The sequence below is a fragment of the Mesorhizobium sp. M0491 genome (assembly GCF_040321265.1).
In the GTDB taxonomy this organism is placed as follows: Bacteria; Pseudomonadota; Alphaproteobacteria; order Rhizobiales; family Rhizobiaceae; genus Mesorhizobium.
On the sequence record NZ_JAMYRE010000006.1, the window covers coordinates 42,512 to 59,044 of the forward strand.

13 protein-coding genes are annotated in these 16,533 nt (G+C 64.2%); 6 read left to right on the plus strand and 7 right to left on the minus strand.

All coding sequences use genetic code 11. From position 1 onward, the window contains the following. Positions 1–131: 131 nt before the first annotated feature. The 4 genes from NKI69_RS09115 to NKI69_RS09130 are packed head-to-tail and all read right to left on the minus strand — an operon-like array spanning position 132 to position 5,079. Entirely contained in the window at positions 132–1,355 is a 1,224-nt protein-coding gene (locus NKI69_RS09115; protein WP_352721053.1) for a GNAT family N-acetyltransferase, read from the minus strand. Between the two features lie 12 nt (positions 1,356–1,367). Then, positions 1,368–2,597, minus strand: a complete 1,230-nt coding sequence (locus NKI69_RS09120) for a GNAT family N-acetyltransferase (RefSeq protein WP_352721055.1) — start codon at positions 2,595–2,597, stop codon at positions 1,368–1,370. An 8-nt stretch (positions 2,598–2,605) separates the two neighbouring features. Next, the gene (locus NKI69_RS09125) at positions 2,606–3,913 is read right to left on the minus strand and encodes an MATE family efflux transporter (RefSeq protein ID WP_352721057.1); all 1,308 of its coding nucleotides are present in this window, start codon (positions 3,911–3,913) and stop codon (positions 2,606–2,608) included. Next, positions 3,910–5,079 (minus strand): glycosyltransferase, encoded by a 1,170-nt coding sequence (locus NKI69_RS09130; RefSeq protein ID WP_352721059.1) that lies wholly within the window; start codon positions 5,077–5,079, stop codon positions 3,910–3,912. Before NKI69_RS09130 ends, NKI69_RS09125 begins: the two co-directional genes overlap by 4 nt. Before the next feature lie 355 nt (positions 5,080–5,434). Here NKI69_RS09130 and NKI69_RS09135 point away from each other — a divergent pair, with 355 nt between their 5' ends. Both NKI69_RS09135 and NKI69_RS09140 read left to right on the plus strand, forming a co-directional pair. After that, on the plus strand, positions 5,435–6,604 hold the full coding sequence (locus NKI69_RS09135) for a DUF1972 domain-containing protein (protein ID WP_164893068.1): 1,170 nt from the start codon (positions 5,435–5,437) through the stop codon (positions 6,602–6,604). Beyond that, positions 6,601–7,863, plus strand: a complete 1,263-nt coding sequence (locus NKI69_RS09140; RefSeq protein ID WP_352721061.1) for a glycoside hydrolase family 5 protein — start codon at positions 6,601–6,603, stop codon at positions 7,861–7,863. The genes NKI69_RS09135 and NKI69_RS09140 overlap by 4 nt, the downstream gene beginning before the upstream one ends. Here NKI69_RS09140 and NKI69_RS09145 read toward each other — a convergent pair. Both NKI69_RS09145 and NKI69_RS09150 read right to left on the minus strand, forming a co-directional pair. Continuing rightward, positions 7,826–9,157: a VpsF family polysaccharide biosynthesis protein gene (locus NKI69_RS09145; RefSeq protein WP_023813308.1), complete on the minus strand. Its 1,332-nt coding sequence runs from the start codon at positions 9,155–9,157 to the stop codon at positions 7,826–7,828. The two genes, NKI69_RS09140 and NKI69_RS09145, sit on opposite strands and share 38 nt — an antisense overlap. A gap of 1 nt (position 9,158) precedes the next feature. Then, entirely contained in the window at positions 9,159–11,258 is a 2,100-nt protein-coding gene (locus tag NKI69_RS09150; RefSeq protein ID WP_031213619.1) for a GumC family protein, read from the minus strand. A 249-nt stretch (positions 11,259–11,507) separates the two neighbouring features. Between NKI69_RS09150 and NKI69_RS09155 the strand changes: the two genes are divergently transcribed. From NKI69_RS09155 to NKI69_RS09170, 4 genes are all read left to right on the plus strand, one after another. Next, a complete protein-coding gene (locus tag NKI69_RS09155; protein ID WP_352721064.1) occupies positions 11,508–13,019 on the plus strand; it encodes a glucosamine inositolphosphorylceramide transferase family protein in 1,512 nt (503 codons plus the stop codon). A gap of 117 nt (positions 13,020–13,136) precedes the next feature. After that, the gene (locus NKI69_RS09160; protein WP_352441848.1) at positions 13,137–14,327 is read left to right on the plus strand and encodes an FAD-dependent oxidoreductase; all 1,191 of its coding nucleotides are present in this window, start codon (positions 13,137–13,139) and stop codon (positions 14,325–14,327) included. 428 nt (positions 14,328–14,755) lie between these two features. Next, the gene (locus NKI69_RS09165) at positions 14,756–15,787 is read left to right on the plus strand and encodes a hydroxyacid dehydrogenase (RefSeq protein WP_352721066.1); all 1,032 of its coding nucleotides are present in this window, start codon (positions 14,756–14,758) and stop codon (positions 15,785–15,787) included. Positions 15,788–15,890: 103 nt separating this feature from the next. Beyond that, a complete protein-coding gene (locus NKI69_RS09170) occupies positions 15,891–16,007 on the plus strand; it encodes a hypothetical protein (RefSeq protein WP_023813303.1) in 117 nt (38 codons plus the stop codon). Positions 16,008–16,082: 75 nt separating this feature from the next. Here the strand turns inward: NKI69_RS09170 and NKI69_RS09175 are convergent, their stop codons facing one another. Next, complete coding sequence (locus tag NKI69_RS09175; RefSeq protein ID WP_023813302.1) at positions 16,083–16,292, minus strand: hypothetical protein; 210 nt, start codon at positions 16,290–16,292, stop codon at positions 16,083–16,085. Between the last annotated feature and the right edge of the window lie 241 nt (positions 16,293–16,533).

Below are 16,533 nucleotides of genomic sequence, written 5' to 3' on the forward strand. Positions count from 1 at the left end.
TTAAAAAATCTGCCGAGGACACTCATTTCTGAACGGCAAGCGGCGCTTTCAGATATAGAGCCAACCAACCCAGTCAACAAGCTTGCCGGCCTTGGTGCCTCTTTACATCGGTCGTCGGCAAACGCTCGTCCTCAGTCCTTCAGTCGCCGCAAGCGGCGCGTCAGGCCCTGGACGGCCTTGAGCAGCCGGGGACGCGACCGCGTCATGCCTTCGACCCGGCTGCGCAGCAGAATGGCTGCGTTCGCAGCCCTGCCCCGCACCGTCACCGGTTCGCAGATCTCGGCCAGAACCGAGCTCGAGGCGCCGATATGTTGCTTGTAGCCCTGGCCGCCGACCGACAGGTCGAAATAGTCGAAGCCCCGCTCGCATCCCCACATCATCAGCTTACCCATCGTCGTCAGGCCGGGTGAGACATTGGCGACCGCATTTTGGTCGATGCCGAGCAGGAGGGCGTGAAGTGTGCCTTTTCTGACCAGCACATAGATGGAGGCGAGCCAGGCTTCACCGACGCGTAGCCCGAAGAGTCGCACCGATCCATTGGACAGGCCTTGCAGCGCCGCGGCGCGGTAAAAATCGACGACCGGCGCCTGCGTCAGGAGGTCGAAACGCCCGAGCTCACGAAAACGCTTGAGCCGCAATTCCAACAGCGCATCCAGGAGCTCATCGGTCAGGTCAGGCGTATCGGCCTCGACCAAAGCGAGGCCACCAAGCTGTTCGAAGCCGCGGCAATGCTTGCGGAAGGCCTTGGCAAAGGACGGCTTGCAGATTCGCTTGATGAGCGTCTCCGGATCGCCATGCAGGACGAGGCCGGAGCTGACCTGGATTGAGTCGCGCGCCACCGAAAGCAATGCCAGCGGATTGGCCACGCCGTGGACCTGCTGCGGAATTCCCGCGATATGGATGCGATCCGCCGGTGGCAGCACGGCACGGACCGCTGCCCACATAGCGTCGGCACTCTGCCTGGTCCACTCTATCCCATCCGCCAGCAGCGGCACCGCGTAGTCGCACACACGGCAGCTCAGCCATTCGATCACGTGGTGGCCGAGAGCCCGGCGCCGCATCAGCGGCAGCAGCATGGCCGGCGCGCCGGTCACGGCGTCACTGACCTCGACGAGGACCAGATCCGCGTCTTTGGGCATCAGCCGTGCGGCGATTCCTTCGACCCAGGCATAATGCTGGTGGGCAGTGCAGACGCCGTGAGCTTCAAGGAGCAGCCATAGCAGCCTTACGGTGTCGAAGCTGGTGTGCAGCCGAGCCGTGAAGTGCGCGGTTGCATCAACGTTGGCGACAGTCGGGGAAAACGGCCCACCGGGCAAATCCCTTATCGGAGTCGTTCCCGCCGCGTAGCTTGCCACATGCTTCTCCCGTCATTCTGATCCCCCACGCAGGCGCCGCAAACCCCGCATCAGTCCCTGGAGCCTCTTCAGCAGCCGAGGTTTGGAGCGCACGAACACCTCGGCCCGGTTGCGGATCTCGATGGCTGCGCTCACGGCGCTGCCTCGCACCGTAATCCCGTGGCAAAGCTCGCGCAGGCCCGAACCCGCGGCACCCATATGTTCCTTATAACTCTGGTTGCCTACCGACAGGTCGAAATAATTGAAATCGCGCCCGCGCGCCCAGCTCATCAACTTGCCCATGATCAGAAGTCCCGGCGAGACATTGGGCACCGCGCCCTGATCGATTGAGATCAGCAGAGCATGAACGGTGACTTGATGGATCAGCAGGTATTGGACCGCGATAAGAGCTTCACCCACACGCAACCCGAAGAGCCGCACCGACCCATCCGACAGGCCCTCGAGAGCGGCGTTTCGATAGAAATCGACAACCGCCGCCTGCGTCAGCAGGTCGAAGCGGCCCAGTTCGCGAAAGCGGCTGAGCCGCATCCGGACCAGGCCGCCGAAGATGACCTCCACCAGGGCCGGCGTGTTGGCTTCGACCAGTTCCACGCCGCCAAGCCGTTCGAGGCGACGCCAGTCCTTGTTGAAAGCCTTGACGAAGGATGGCCGGCATAGGCGCTTGAGGACGGTTTCCGGATCGCCGTCGATGGCGAGGCCGAAGCTGGTATGCAGGGAATCGCGCGTGGCCGCCAGCAGGGCCAGCGGATTGGCGACACCGCTGATCAATTGCGGAATTCCCCTGATCTGGATACGGTCCGCCGGCGGCAGCACGGAACGCACCGCGGCCCACGCGGCCTGCGCCGACTGCGTCGTCCACGGGCTCGCATCGGCCAGCAACGGTGCCGAATAGTCGCAAACGCCACAGCTCAGCCACTCGATCACCCGATGGCGGAAAGCCGGTCGCCGTATCAACGGCACCAGCATTCGCGGCACGCCCGTCACGGCGTCGTTTACCTCCACGATGAGCAGTTCCGCACCTTCCGGCATCAGCCGCGCGACGATCCCCTCGGCCCAGGCATAATTCTGGTGGGCGGTGCACACACCGTCCGCCTGGAGGCGCAGCCAGAGCGGCCTGGCCGCTTCCAGGCTGGTGTGGAGCCGCGCCGTGTATGCATCGTTGGCGACGACGATGGCCGGATGGGAGGACTGGCCATCGGGCGAGCCGGTCACCGCAGCAATTTGCACCGCCTGGACTGCCATATTTTTTCCTATCGCTTTGCCGTAGCGAACGACAGCGTGCGCCGCCACGCGCCCAACCGGCTGTCGCGCGCCTCGTCGGGATGCTCGATATTCCACATGCGGTGATGCGCGAAATACCATGATGCCACGAGCACGAACATCTCCGAGACGGCGGAACCCAACAACGCCCACGGCGGAGACGCGATTGCCAGCAGGGCCGCGATCAGCGCCAGCCCGACGACCGCGCCGCCCGTCGTGGTGAACGCGACGATCCGAAAATCGCCGAGTATCTCAAGCACGATGCGGGGCATGATGTAGAGCATGATCGGGACAAAATTCGCGATCACGAAAAGTCCGATGAACCAGGTCGAAGCGTCCTGGAGAGCTTGGGATTCTATCATCGGCAGGACGAACATGATGGCGCATCCATAGGCAAGGCCGCCAAACCCCATGACGAGCGCCCAGATCTTGGCCTGCGTCCAGACACGGCCTGTTTCATTGTTCCGCATCAGCCTGGCGAGATCCGGCTGCGTCATGTTGACGAAAGCAAGGCTGATGATGCGCAGCGGGGCAAACAGCACCAGAACCGCCGCCAGAGGTGCGTAGGCGGCAGGACCGGCAATGCCGGCGACCAGCAGCGCCAGACATTGACCCTGGATGTTGGTGGTGGTCGCGCTGAATGCCGACCAGCGCAGCTGGGGCCAGAGCCTGACATAGCGTCGCCGCGTCGGCATGCGGAAGCTGATGCGAAGCGAGCGCCGAGCCAGCCGGACCAGGACGAAAATGCCGAACACATTTGCCGCGGCTAGTGCATAGAACACGGTCTGCAGCGGGTCTTGGACCAACCAGATCGACAGCCCGGTCAGGACACAGCCGGCGACTGTAAAAGCGCCATCGCTGACGGAGACGACAACCTGCTGGCGCCGTGCGAAGAAAGCCGTGCGCATATGGCTGCGCAACGACCAGGCACCGACGAAGCAGCCGGCGGCAATTCCGCTTGGATCGCCAAGAACATGCATCAGGACTGCCGTGCCGACGGCCATCAGCAACGCCACGATCAGCGCCGCCGTTCCGAACGCCACGTCATAGGTATCGACGCCGGCGCTGTTGGTGCTCTTGCTCATCCAGATGCTGGCGGGAACGGCGGTGAGCGACCTGATATAGGACAGGCCGACACCGCCCATCACCATGCCGATGGCGAAGAGGCCGTAGCCCTGCGCCGACAGCATGTGCAACAGCATGATGTTGAGGGCAAAATGAAAGCCGCTCTGCATCGCCTCGCCGCCGATCATCAGCACGAGGCGTCGAACCAGATGGCTCGGAAACGCTAGCTTCACGGCCGCGTCTCCGCTTCGCGGGCGGCAGGCACCCTGCCCGGCCGCGCGATGGTCGTCTTCAGCTTGTCGGCGGCGATCGCGGTGATCGCCGCGGCCGCGACCGGCTCGCTGAAGATTGCCTCGTAGCGCGCGCGCCCGGCAGCGACAAACCCGCGCCAGGCCTCAGGGGCGAGGATGATCTCCTGCAATTTCGCGCCAAGAGCTGCTGCGTCGCCGGGCGGGACATGCCAGCCGGTCTCCCCGTCGCTGACCACTTCCACCAGCCCGCCGATCGCCGACACAAGCGGCGGCCGGCCATGAGCCATCGCCTCGATGGCGACGCGGCCCAGCGATTCCGGACGCCGCGACGGCACGGTGACGATATCGGCCCATCGATAATGCTCAGAGGGGTCGGGAATGAAAGGCAGGACTCTGACGCGCCCGGTAAGCCCCATGGTTTCGACCAGTTCGGCAAGCGCATGCTCGCGCTCAGTGCTTTCGAAGGCGCCGCCGACCAGCCGCACCTCGATCCTCGCCTGGAGTTCCGCCGGCATCGAGGCGATCGCCTCCAGCAGGATTTCCTGCCCCTTGATCCGGTTGATACGGCCAAGCAGCAGCACCCGCAATGGACGCTTGCCGTCATATGTCATCGGTTCGACCGCCGCCGGCCCGGCAACACCGTTGTAGACGACATACGCACGCGCCGCCTTGGGATCACCAAACGCGGCGCGTGTCGCGTGTGAATTGAAGATCAGATCCGCGTGGCTCCAGCGCATCAGGCCGACAAGTACCCTGCGCATGGCGCCTTCGGGGATTTCGTGGATGTGCAGGACGGCCTTATGGGGAAGAAGGCGTGCGGCCAGCGCGTAGTCGGCCACGATCGAGGTGTTGACATAGACGAGGTCGCAATCCTTGAGGCGCCGCCACGCCCTGAACACGGCAACCGGCAATCGCGCCATCTCGACGGTAGCAAGGCGCGCAATGGCCTGGCGCCTCAGCACCCAGAGCGGTTCGAAGACGATCCGGCTGGCATGCGCTTCCAGAATCCGCACGATCGGCCCGCTACGCGGCAAAACCACTTCGATGTCGGCCGACGGAAACGCGGCGCGCAACGCGGCAACGCTCTCCGCGAAGCTGCGGTCAGAACCATAGAGTTCATAACCCTGATGAACGCAGGCAATCCGCATCTTTATATCCCGCCAGGTGCTACAACCATCGCGCTGGGCGATTGTGGCAGAAGCCCGTCCGCAAGAATCATGCCTGGTTCGATACGTCCGACTATCGGTTGATATGTCCGACTATCGGTTCGATACGCCCGACTGCCGGCCGTACGCCCCAGGCATTGCTTCGTTTCGATACAGCTACGCACAGAAGGGTTGACCGAGAATGAAACAACCATCGGCTTCAACACCGTTTTTTTACAACCCCGCGCGATGATCCCTCGCAAGATACTGAAATCGGGAGGTGGCACGGAAGTTGCCATCTGCTCATTATAAATTAAGCAATATCTAATATATGAGACATGTGAAAGTGCCGCCGGCCATGAAACCAGAAACGCCCGCCATTCTGATCCTGGGGACCCGCGGCATACCCGCGGCCCATGGCGGCTTTGAAACCTTTGCCGAAAAACTGGCGCTGTTTCTTGTCGGGCGCGGTTGGAAAGTTGGCGTCTATTGCCAAGATGAGGTCGAGCGGATCGACCAGAGGGTGCGCAGCGAAACCTGGCGCGGCATCGAGCTCATTCACATCCAGGTCGCCTCCAAGGGACCGCGCGCGACGCTGGAATTCGACTGGCAATGCGCCCGCAACGCCGCCCGGCAACCGGGTGTTTGCCTGGTGCTCGGCTACAATGGCGCGGTCTTCCTGACCTGGCTCAGGCTGAAACGACGCAAGATCTTCACCAACATGGACGGCATCGAGTGGCGCCGCCCAAAATGGGGAATGGCGGCGCGAACCTGGTTCTGGCTCAACGAATGGATCGGCGCATGGGCCTCGCATCGGCTGGTCGCCGATCATCCCGCCATCGCAGATCACCTGGCGACACGCCGGCCGCGCAGCGCCATCGCCACCATCGCCTATGGCGCCGATCCGGTGACATCAGCGCCCGAGGCGCCGGTCCGGGCGCTCGGCCTCGAGCCCGGGCGCTATCTGGTCTCGATCGCCCGCATCGAACCCGACAACAACATCCTGCCGATCGTCGAAGCTTTTTGCTCCGCCAAGCGCGACATGAAGCTGGTGGTGCTGGGAACGCTGTCCGACGACATCCCCTATCATGCCGCCATCCGCAAGGCGGCGAATGGCTCGGTGGTCCTGCCGGGCGCCATCTACGACCAGGCGACGGTCAAGGCGCTCAGATACCACGCCCGCGCCTATCTGCATGGCCACACGGTCGGCGGCACCAACCCCTCGCTGGTCGAGGCGCTGGCGGCCGGCAACATGGTGATCGCCCACGACAATCCCTACAACAGATGGACCGCCGGGGCTGCGGCGATCTACTTCACCGACAAGGACAGTTGCGCCAAGCGGATGCAGCAGGCGCTGGACGATGATGCCCTGGTCAAGGCCTGCGGCGTTGCCGCCAGGGCGCGCGCCCGCGAAGCCTTTCGCTGGGACGATGTCCTGCTTGCCTATGAAAATGAGGCCTATCATTTGCTCGGCATGACCGCCGCCAAGACCACCGCGATGGATCACGCATCGCCAGGAACCGTATGACAGGCTGGTCGCGCCGGCGGGTGCTGCGGACGGCGCTGTCCACCGCGGCGGCTCTCGGCTCGCTCCCGATCGCACCAATCGCTCGCGCAGCCGCCGGGCCGCGATTTCGGCGCGGCGTCAACGCCTGGCCCTGGTTCTCGCTGACGCGCGAATTTCCCGCTCCGCGCACCGACTATGACTGGCCGCCCTTCCAGTCGCAACGGCCGGTGCCGACCCCGGACGACCTGCGTCGGCTGCGCAGGACCGGGCTCGATTTCATCCGTCTGCCTGTTGATCCCGGCCCTTTCCTGGCCGCCGACGCCACCACGCGCGGCCGGTTGCTGGACATGCTGGACGCGGCTGTCACGGCCACCCTCCACGCCGGTCTCGGCATCATCGTCAACATCCAGGCCAATGCCGCCACCCATTATTGGAACCCCGACCGCATGGTCTCCAGCACCGCGGCGCCCGCCTTCGATCTCTACCGCGGGCTGGTCGGCGAGCTTGCCGGCAGGCTGGCGCGGTTCCAGCCCGGCAGGGTGGCGCTCGAGCCGGTCAACGAGCCGGCGCAGGCCTGCGCGTCGAACGTCTGGTCGCAGATCCAGCTTTCACTTCTGACGGCGGCAAGAGCCTTGGCCGCGACCCTGCCGCTGGTCGTCACCGGCGGCTGCGGCTCGATGGTGAGCGGACTGAACGCGCTCGATCCGGCACCGCTGTCCCCGTTCGAGCCGATCCTGTTCACCTTCCACTTCTATGAGCCCTATCTGTTCAGCCATCAGGGGGCACCCTGGATGCGCGAGCCCGTCTACCGGTCGCTCAACAATGTGCCGTGGCCGGCATCCGCCGGCTCGCTGGAGCAGACGCTGGCATCGGTCAGGGCGCGCATGGCGCAGGACACCGAAACCCCTGAAGACGCCAAGCAGGCAGCCTATGCCGAGACCGAGCGTGTGCTGAAAGTCTATTTCGACGCCCGGCCCGACCGCTGGTTTGTCGACAAATATCTTCGCCAGGTTCGCGACTGGGCCGACGGCCACGGCCTTGCGCCGGAACGCATCATCATGGGCGAGTTCGGCGCGCTGCGCACCGACGCCCGCTATGTCGCCGCGCCCAACCCGGATCGCGGGCGCTACATCGCCGATGTCAGGCGGAGCGCCGAGGAACTCGGCTTCGCCTGGGCACTGTGGGATCTCTTCGACGGCATGGGCATGATGGACGATACCACCCGGGCGGTGGACCCTGATATCATCGCGGCGCTTGGTCTGACCATGCCGGTGGACTGACCGGTTTGAAAGCTGCCCGCGCCGGCCGGTAAAGCACCAATGCCAGCACCACGAACTTGGTCAGCAGCGTCGTCTTCGACGCGACGCTTTCCGAAGTGTTGATCAGGATGACCCAGCCCAGCATCGGCAGCCAGATGCCGGCATGGCAGCGGCGCGCCACCTCGAACAGGAACAGCACGAAGCCGAACGTCAGCAAAAGGGTGAAGAAGGCGCCCTGATAGAGGACCGTGCGGATGATCGGGTTCTCGATGCCCTGTTCGAGACCGTTGATGCGGCGCAGGCTGTCGATCAGCTCGACATCCGGCCCCACGATCAGATCGCGCAATTCCAGGTGCTTGAAAAGCTCGAACATCTCGACGCGGGCATTGGCGCTTCCGCTGTCCGACACGAAGCGCTCCAGCAGCGCGTCGAAAAAGCCCAGATATGCCGCCACTATGATGACGACCGGCAGCAGTGCGGCAAGCATGAAGCCGAGTGCCGCACCCAAGAGATTGACGCGGCCCTGGCGCAATTTGGTGGTGCCCTGAAAAAGCAGGTAGCAGCCGCCGAGCACCACCGTCGTCACCATCGCCGTGCGGCCGCCGAAGGCGACGAGTGCCGCGCATTGCAGGCCGATCAACCCTATCCGCACAGGCATCGACAGGGATCTGGCACCGGAGAGCAGCGCAAGCACATAGATCGACGTCACCATGGCATTGGCAAGCGGATGCCCCTGCAGCGCGCTCGAGCGCAGATCGGTGGTAAACGCCACGCCGTCCAGGCGATAGGGGAAGATAAGCGTCTTGGTGGCGAACTCGAAAAGGGCAAGCAGCGCATTCGCCGTCATGACCACGTGAACGACGGTCTGCAGCCCGGCGAAGGTCCGTTCGTCGTCCTCGCTGAGCATCAGGACCAGAAGTGCCGCGGCCACGAACGTATCGATCATGCCGGCCATGCCGGGCCGCTGCCTTGCGATGACGACGAACAGAAGCACGATCGATATGGCGGCCATCAGCGCGCTGGCCGGCCGCCTGTCGGCGAGATGGACGATATGGCCCACCGGATTGCCTGATGCGCAGGAACGCCAGGCAAACAGGAGGACGATGAGATAGGTGGACGGGTGGATCTTGGTCGCCGGGTTGCCGAACAGGCCATCATAATTGTAGCCGACCAGCCACAGCATGCCGCCCGAGATGCTGAACAGCACCGCTACCGCCGCGATCAGTCCGAAGCGCGTCAGCGCATCGAGCGACGTGCCGGCGCGGGGTGCGGCAACACCATGGTTCGAAGCGCTTGCGCTCCAACTGGCAGCCATATCAGGCGGCCTCGTCGACCAGCAAGGCGGCCGTTGGCAACCGCCCCATGACGGAAACCGCCTGCGCGGTCGTCGTGACGTCGCGCATCGGGGTGGCGTTCAGCGTGGCGACGAGCACGATCTCGTCGGCCATGGCGACCAGCGGCGAGGCATTGAGATTGTCGGCCAGCGCGCCGCCGTCGATGACGACGAGTTCGAAGCTCCGGCTGGCCCGCGCCAGCATCTGCTGCGCAAAATAGATGCCATGCGCTTCCTGGAAGACCGCCTTTGAGCGGCCCCTGCCCAGCACGGCAACGTTGCTGCCGGCTGCGTAATGGCTGACGGCCTCGAAGGCGTACTCGCCGCGCAGCACATCGAGGACTCCCGGCTGCGGATCCTTCTGGTCGCCGCCGGCATTGGCATCGATGAACAGCACACGGCTGCCCCTGGATGCCGCGGCATCGGCCAGCAGCCGCGCCACCCGGCTGCGCTGCGCGCCCTCGCCCGGCGACGATGTCACCAGGATGGAAGGCACCAGCGGCCAGTCCGCCGGACGCTGGCCCGAACTGAACATGCGCCTCAGTGCAAGGCCGACGACGGCGTCGGTCTTCTGGCTGGAGGCGACGGCGCGCGCCCCGCCGAAAGGCCACCAGCGCCGGCCAGTGCCCGACTTTGCCGGCACCACGCCCAGCACCGGCGCGTCGATGGCCGACTGCATCTGGGCGCTGGAAAGCACCGTCGGCGAGGAATATTCGGCGATCAACGCCAGACCGGTGCCGAGCCCGAGGCCGCCGAATATCGCGCCCAGCAACAGCAACGGCAAAGGCGGCCAGCTCTTCTTCAAGGCGGGCATGGCGTTGGAGATGATGCGCGCATTGGTGCTGTCGACATTGATCTGCTCGCGCGTCTCCTGGGCACGCTGGAGATAGTTCGAGTAGACGGAACGCAGCGCCTCGAGATCGCGCTGCAATTCGCGCAGCCGCACCGAGGCCTGGTCGGTGTCGAGCGATTTGCTCTTCATGCCCGCCACCTTGGCTTCCAGCGCCTGCTGGTTGGCCAGCGCCCGTTCGTAGTCGGTCTCGGTGGCGGTGGCGATGCGGCCGAGTTCGCGCGCGATCAGCTGGCGCGTGTCGCGCAGCTGCTGCTGGGCTGCGATCAGCGAGGGATGACGCGGCCCCAACTCCGTGCCGAGCTGCGAGACCTGGTCGACCAGCGTCGCCTCTTGCGCCCGCAGGCTCGAGATCACCGCCGAGCGCATTGCTTCCGAGGTCGCGTCCGCCGTGCCGCTCTGGCGGCGCATCTGGTCGACCTGCGCCTTCAGCGCCGCGGTGCGGCTCTGCGCCGCCGCAAGCTGCGTATTGATCTCGGTCAGTTCCTGGTCGCTGACCAGGTTGCCTGCCGCCATCACCATGTTGTTGGCGGACTTGTAGGCCTCGACGGCATTCTCGGCCTGCTGGACGCGTTTGCGCTGCTCGTCCAGCCGGGCGGTGATCGACTCGGAGGCGTCCCTGGCCATTTTCGCGCGCGCGCTCGCCTGGTCGACCAGGTAGGCCTGCGCGATGGCGTTGGCCAGGAGGGCGGCCTTGTCGGCGCTCTTGGCGGTGACGATGACGTCGAGGACCAGGACCTTGTCGGCCCGCTTCACCGCCAGGCGCCGGCGCAGCGCGTCGAGTGTCTGCACCGACCTGTCGCCTTCGGCCGATGCCGAACCGAGCAGGCGCGACAGCAAGCCCTGCCCGTTGAATTCCGGATCCTGCGTCAGGTTTGTCGCCGCGATCGCCCGCATCAGCACGCCTGTCGACTGGACCACGCTGACCTGGCTCTCGACCTGCGTGATGCCGCCATCGGGTGAGATACGGCTGGGATTGACGTCGTTGGTGACCACCTGCAGATCCTGCGGATCGATCAGGATTTCCGCCGCCGAGCTGTAGAGCGCAGGTGTGAAAAGGCCGTAGAGCAGGGCGACCAGCGTCAGCAGTGCAACGGTACCGAAGATCCAGAACCGGCGGCGCACCAGGATGCGCTTCAGGTCGCCCAGTTCGACAGTCGAAGCTGCGTATGATCCCGCGCGTGCCGCATCCGGAGAGTGTTGCTGAGGAACCATGGGCAGGGATGATTGCATGGCTGCCTCCGACAATACTCCATATGCCGGCAAGATCAGTTTGCGGCGATAACCTAGCTATTCCTCCAACTGTTAAAACATTGTTAATTATGTTGAGAGGTGACGTGAATTTTGGCACGCGGTTTGCTTAAAAATATACATATCGAGGTGTTGGCTACGCAGCGAGCGGAGACGGATGCAGATGGGGTTACAATTTGACCGGACCGGCCTGGCCGGCAAGGCCGGGCACCGCCTTTTCGGACCTCCACCATGCAGATAAGTCTACGCCTGGACGGCGACTGCGTCCGCGCCTTTCATCTCACGCTGCTGGAGCGCCTTGCCGCGCTCGGCGACGTCGAACTGTCCGTCGATGTCAGACCGGCGGGCGGCGGCATTCCGCGCAGCGCCGCGGCCCTGTTTCAACTCGAAACGGCGATACACGGACTGGCCCATGATGGACTGGCCCATGATGGACTAGCCAAGCGTGTGCCGCTTTCGGCGCTCGCGCCCTATCGGCGGTCCCCTGCTTCGCCCGACCTTGTGATCGACCTCTGCGGCGATGTCAGGCTGGAAAGCACACGGGTCTGGCGCGTCACCTATGACGGCGCCAGCGGGGAAGCGGCCTTGCTGGCCCTGATCCTCGCCGGCCGCACGCCGCTTGCCCGCATCGATGAGAACGGCGTTGCGATCGCCGCCGGGCGTCTGGGCACAGAATATGGCGGCATCGCGCTGGCGTCCTTCCAGGATATGCTCGCGCGCACAGCAAGCCTGATCGTCGCTGCCATGTCAGGCGCGGCAAAGTCGGTGCCCGATCTGCCAGAGCCGGCGCAGGCAGGCAGCCCGCCGCCAATGCCCTCGGCCGGCAAGCTTGGGGTCAGAGCCGGCAAGACGCTGGCGCGGCGGATCGTCCAGAAGATCTATCACCTTTGCTACAACGCGCCGCATTGGAAGGTCGGCTGGCGGCAAACCGGGGGCCGCGATCTTTTCGACCTGCGTGCGCATCCGGCGTCGGGATGGCAAGAGCTGCCGGACGATGGCAGCCGCTTCTACGCCGATCCGTTTCCCATCCTCTACCAGGGCCAGCTGACCCTGTTCGTCGAGGACTATATTCACCGGCTCGGCAAGGCCATCATCTCCGCCGTGCCCTTCGGCCCGGCAGGCCCGCTCGGACGACCTGAACCGGTGCTGGATCTGCCCTACCATCTCTCCTACCCCTTCGTCTTCGAGCGCGACGGCGAGGTCTGGATGGTGCCGGAAAGCTGCGCCAACGGCACGGTCGATCTCTACCGGGCCACCGCCTTTCCCGGCGGATGGGTCAAGGAGGCGACGCTTCTGTCCGGTGTCGTCGCCAGCGACGCCACGCTTGTCGAGCATGGCGGCGCCTGGTGGCTGTTCGCCACCGTCCGCGACGGCGGCGGCGCCTTCTCCGACACGCTGCATCTGTGGTCGGCGCCGGATTTTCGCGGCCCCTGGACGCCGCACCCCAAAAATCCCGTGCTGATCGACATCGCCTCGGCGCGGCCGGCCGGCCGCATGGTCAGGCGCGGCAACGACCTGCTGCGCCCGGTTCAGGACTGCCGCAGGAGCTATGGCGCGGCGCTTGGCATCGCACGCATTTCTCACCTTGATTTGATCGGCATGGAGCAGGTCGTTGAAACCATCTTGCATCCAGGTGCGCTATGGAGTGGGCGTAAACTTCACACGCTCAACGAGGCTGGCGGCTTTGAGTTCATCGATGGCTCGGCGATCGCACCGCGCTGGAAGCAGCGGGCCCGCGATTAACCTAAACATTGGTTACTACCAGGCACGCGCTCCGGTTGCTTGCGGTTGATTCAGGTCCGGAAGATATTTTCTACCGGAGATTGTGAACGTGCAGTTGCCACCAGAAAGGGCAGCAGAATGAGTATCTCAGAGGCCTGCCCGGCCGAAGTCGATGTGGCGATCGTCGGTGCCGGAATGGCTGGGACCACCTTAGCCATGCTGTTGGGAAAAGCCGGGCGCAAGGTGGCGCTGATCGACCCGCACCGCGTCCACCACGAGGAGTTCCGGGCCGAGAAGATCGGCATGGATCAGATGCTGCTGTTCGAAAAGCTCGGCCTCGATGCAACACTCAAGCGTCTCGTCACCTCGACGACCGACACGCATGTCTTTCGCCTCGGCCAGTTTTTCGCGCATGAGAAGAAGGCTGAATTCACATTCTCCTACGGCGCGCTGATCAATGGCCTGCGCGATGCCTTGCCTGCGCAAGTGCCGCTGACGGTCGGCAAGGTAACCGAAGTCTCGACTGGACCGGACCGGCAGCGGCTTGTGCTGGCCGACGGCGCCGTCATCGATGCCCGCCTGCTGGTGGTGGCAACCGGCCACGGCGAGGCGGTGCGGCGCGCCGTCGGGGTCGAGCGTATTGAGCAATCGAAGGCGCATTCACTGTCGATGGGATTCGACCTCGCCATCTCGCCGCGCGATTTCGGTCATCAGTCCGTCACCTGCTACAGCAGGCGGGCTGCCGACCGTATCGCCTACATCAGCATCTTTCCCCTCGGCGACAAGATGCGGGCGAACATGTTCCTCTATCGCAATGTGGCCGAAGCGTGGACGCGGGCCTTTCGCCAGGAGCCGCAAAAGATGCTCTGCGAGCTGATGCCCGAAATAGCAGCGCGATGTGGCAACTTCGAAGTCGCAAGTCCTGTCGAGGTCAGGCAGATCAGCCTGAGCACCACGCAAGGCCATCGCCGCGACGGGGTCATCTTCATCGGCGATGCCTTCTGCACGACGTGTCCGACGCCGGGCGTCGGCATCGGGCGCGTGATGACCGATGTCGATCAACTCCATTCGGTTCACATTCCACGATGGCTCGAAACACCAGGCATGGCGGCTGACAAGATCAACGCTTTCTATGACGACCCGGTCAAGGTGGCTGCCGATGAGGATGGCATGCGGGTGAGTTACTATGCCAAGTCGATCACCGCCGGCACCGGACTGGAATGGCGCGCAAGGCGCCTGCGCAACAACACCGCGCGCCAGCTGATGATCATCGGCCGCAAGGTCCGGCATCTGGGACAGCGGCGGGCGCCCGTGGCCAATATGCGATAGGGCGCGACCAGTCGCGCCCTATCGATTGCTGCTATTGATTGCCCTTGTCAGGCGAATGCATCAGGCGCCAATCAATCACTGAGGATCGGCGGAGGTGTCGATGGGGCAGTCTGGGCCGTGACGCCCGAAAGCCTGTCGCGCTTCTGCAATGTTGGTTTCTCGTATTTCTTCACTGTAAAGTGCCCTCCAAATTAGTACGGTGCCAGCAGAACCAATTCCCTGCCCCGTGTCAATTGTGTCATTACTGGTCCTTACGTCGTTTCCGCGCCATCGTAGTCAAACGATTCTTCACTGTTGCATTGCGGCACATATCGGCTCCGACAGGGCACCTCATCCCAGCGCCAATCGCGCTCTCCTTGCCTCCCCGCGCGATGTTGTAAATCGTTTCATCCAAGGTATTTTGGCCATCGGGAACAGAGGGAATAGTCATGTCCAACAGCGCCTTGCCGCTGGTTATCAGTGCGCCGGAACCACGCACGCTCGACCTGATCTTCACAGCCCGGCAGCTGGCGCGGCTCAAGGCGCATTATCGCATTGTCGAGACGACCGCTGACGGCGTCGCGAAACTGCCGGCCGACGTGCTGGCCGAGGCGCGCTATATCATCGGCCAGCCGCCCATATCGCCCGAAACGCTCGACCGGATGAAGGCGCTGCGCTGCGTCTTCAATGTCGAGACCAACCTCATCAACAACATGCCCTACGAGACCTTGTTCGCGCGCGGCATCCATGTCGTCACCACCGGCCTGGTGTTCGCCGAGCCGGTCGCGGAGCTTGGCCTTGCCATGGCGCTCAACCTCGCCCGCGACATCGTCGATGCCGATCTCGCCTTCCGCCAGGGACAGGAACTGTGGGGCGGCGACGGCAACCACACGGCGCGGCTCTTGTCCGGCGCCGATGTCGGCATCATCGGCTTCGGCGATCTCGGCCGGGCGCTCAACCGGCTGCTGTCGGGTTTCCGCACCCGCACCAAAGTCTTCGATCCCTGGCTGCCGCCATCGATCCTCATCGACAATGGCGTCGAACCGGCCTCTCTCGACGAGGTGCTGTCGACCAGCGACTTCATCTTCGTCGTTGCGTCGGTGACCAGCGAGAACCAGGGTTTTCTCGGTGCCGAGGCCTTTGCCGGCATGCGCAAGGGCGCCGCCTTCATCCTGCTCAGCCGCGCCGGCGTGGTCGACTTCCCGGCGCTGATGGCGGCGGTGAAGAGCGGCCACATCGTCGCCGCCAGCGACGTTTTCCCCGAAGAACCGCTGGCGCGGGACCATCCGGTGCGCACCCTGCCCGGCTTCCTGCGCTCGGCTCACCGTGCCGGCGCGCTCGACATCGCCTTCAAGCGCATGGGCGATATGGTGCTGGAGGACATGGACCTGATCGACCGCGGCCTGCCGCCGCTGCGCTCCAAGCGCGCCGAGCGCGAGACGGTTTCGCGCATGCGTTCCAAGCCGGCCGACAGGAATTGAAGCGTGGATTTTCGTCCCGGTCGGCCGACCCTCGACAAGGTCGGCTTGACAAGAGCGCGGCCGGCGACGACGCTCCCGCAATCGAATTTTGTGGAGGGAAGCCATGAACATGAAGAAGATCTATGAAAAACCGATGCTGCTCAAACGGCAGAAACTCTCTGCCGTGACGGCGCAGCAAGCCGCTTCAGGAGTGACAGGTCCGACAGGGCCGACAGGCTAACGCCTCGCGGCGTCCAATAAAGGCAGCATTGGACGCGCCTGCGGGTCGGCGGCGAAACGACAGTCGCTCGCAACTTCAGTGTTCATGGCTGCTCTTCGCTCTGCGGGCAACCGCTTCCATAAAAGAGCGCGCGGCAGCGTCACAAGCCGTTCTGGACGGTCCGTTCGCGGACAGCACGACCTCCGCGGCCTTCCGCGACATGCCGTATTTCCGGGCGAAGATCGCAGCGTCGTAAGGTTCGTTTTTGGCTGCCGGTGTCGCGGACGTGATCCTGGCCTTGGTCATTGGCGGGTCCGCCTGAAACTTTCGAGCAACTCGCCTTCATTGCGGCAGCCATTCTGAAACAGCGAAAACACTGTGGCTGCCAGCCGCTGTACGTCCGACTCCCCCGACACGCGGTCAAGTTTGCGCTCCAGGCAGACCCGATCGAAGACGCGCTGGCACAGCTGCAGATCGGAAGGATGGAAACCGGGATTGCGCTTATGAAGGCTCGGCATAAGAAGCCCCTTTCGGAGCAGCGACCACT

Coding starts and splice junctions, on each gene's coding strand:
- NKI69_RS09120 (WP_352721055.1), bottom strand. CDS start 2,597: ATGGCAGTCCAGGCGGTGCAAATTGCTGCGGTGACCGGCTCGCCCGAT.
- NKI69_RS09130 (WP_352721059.1), bottom strand. CDS start 5,079: ATGCGGATTGCCTGCGTTCATCAGGGTTATGAACTCTATGGTTCTGAC.
- NKI69_RS09135 (WP_164893068.1), top strand. CDS start 5,435: ATGAAACCAGAAACGCCCGCCATTCTGATCCTGGGGACCCGCGGCATA.
- NKI69_RS09140 (WP_352721061.1), top strand. CDS start 6,601: ATGACAGGCTGGTCGCGCCGGCGGGTGCTGCGGACGGCGCTGTCCACC.
- NKI69_RS09145 (WP_023813308.1), bottom strand. CDS start 9,157: ATGGCTGCCAGTTGGAGCGCAAGCGCTTCGAACCATGGTGTTGCCGCA.
- NKI69_RS09150 (WP_031213619.1), bottom strand. CDS start 11,258: ATGCAATCATCCCTGCCCATGGTTCCTCAGCAACACTCTCCGGATGCG.
- NKI69_RS09155 (WP_352721064.1), top strand. CDS start 11,508: ATGCAGATAAGTCTACGCCTGGACGGCGACTGCGTCCGCGCCTTTCAT.
- NKI69_RS09160 (WP_352441848.1), top strand. CDS start 13,137: ATGAGTATCTCAGAGGCCTGCCCGGCCGAAGTCGATGTGGCGATCGTC.
- NKI69_RS09165 (WP_352721066.1), top strand. CDS start 14,756: ATGTCCAACAGCGCCTTGCCGCTGGTTATCAGTGCGCCGGAACCACGC.
- NKI69_RS09170 (WP_023813303.1), top strand. CDS start 15,891: ATGAACATGAAGAAGATCTATGAAAAACCGATGCTGCTCAAACGGCAG.
- NKI69_RS09175 (WP_023813302.1), bottom strand. CDS start 16,292: ATGACCAAGGCCAGGATCACGTCCGCGACACCGGCAGCCAAAAACGAA.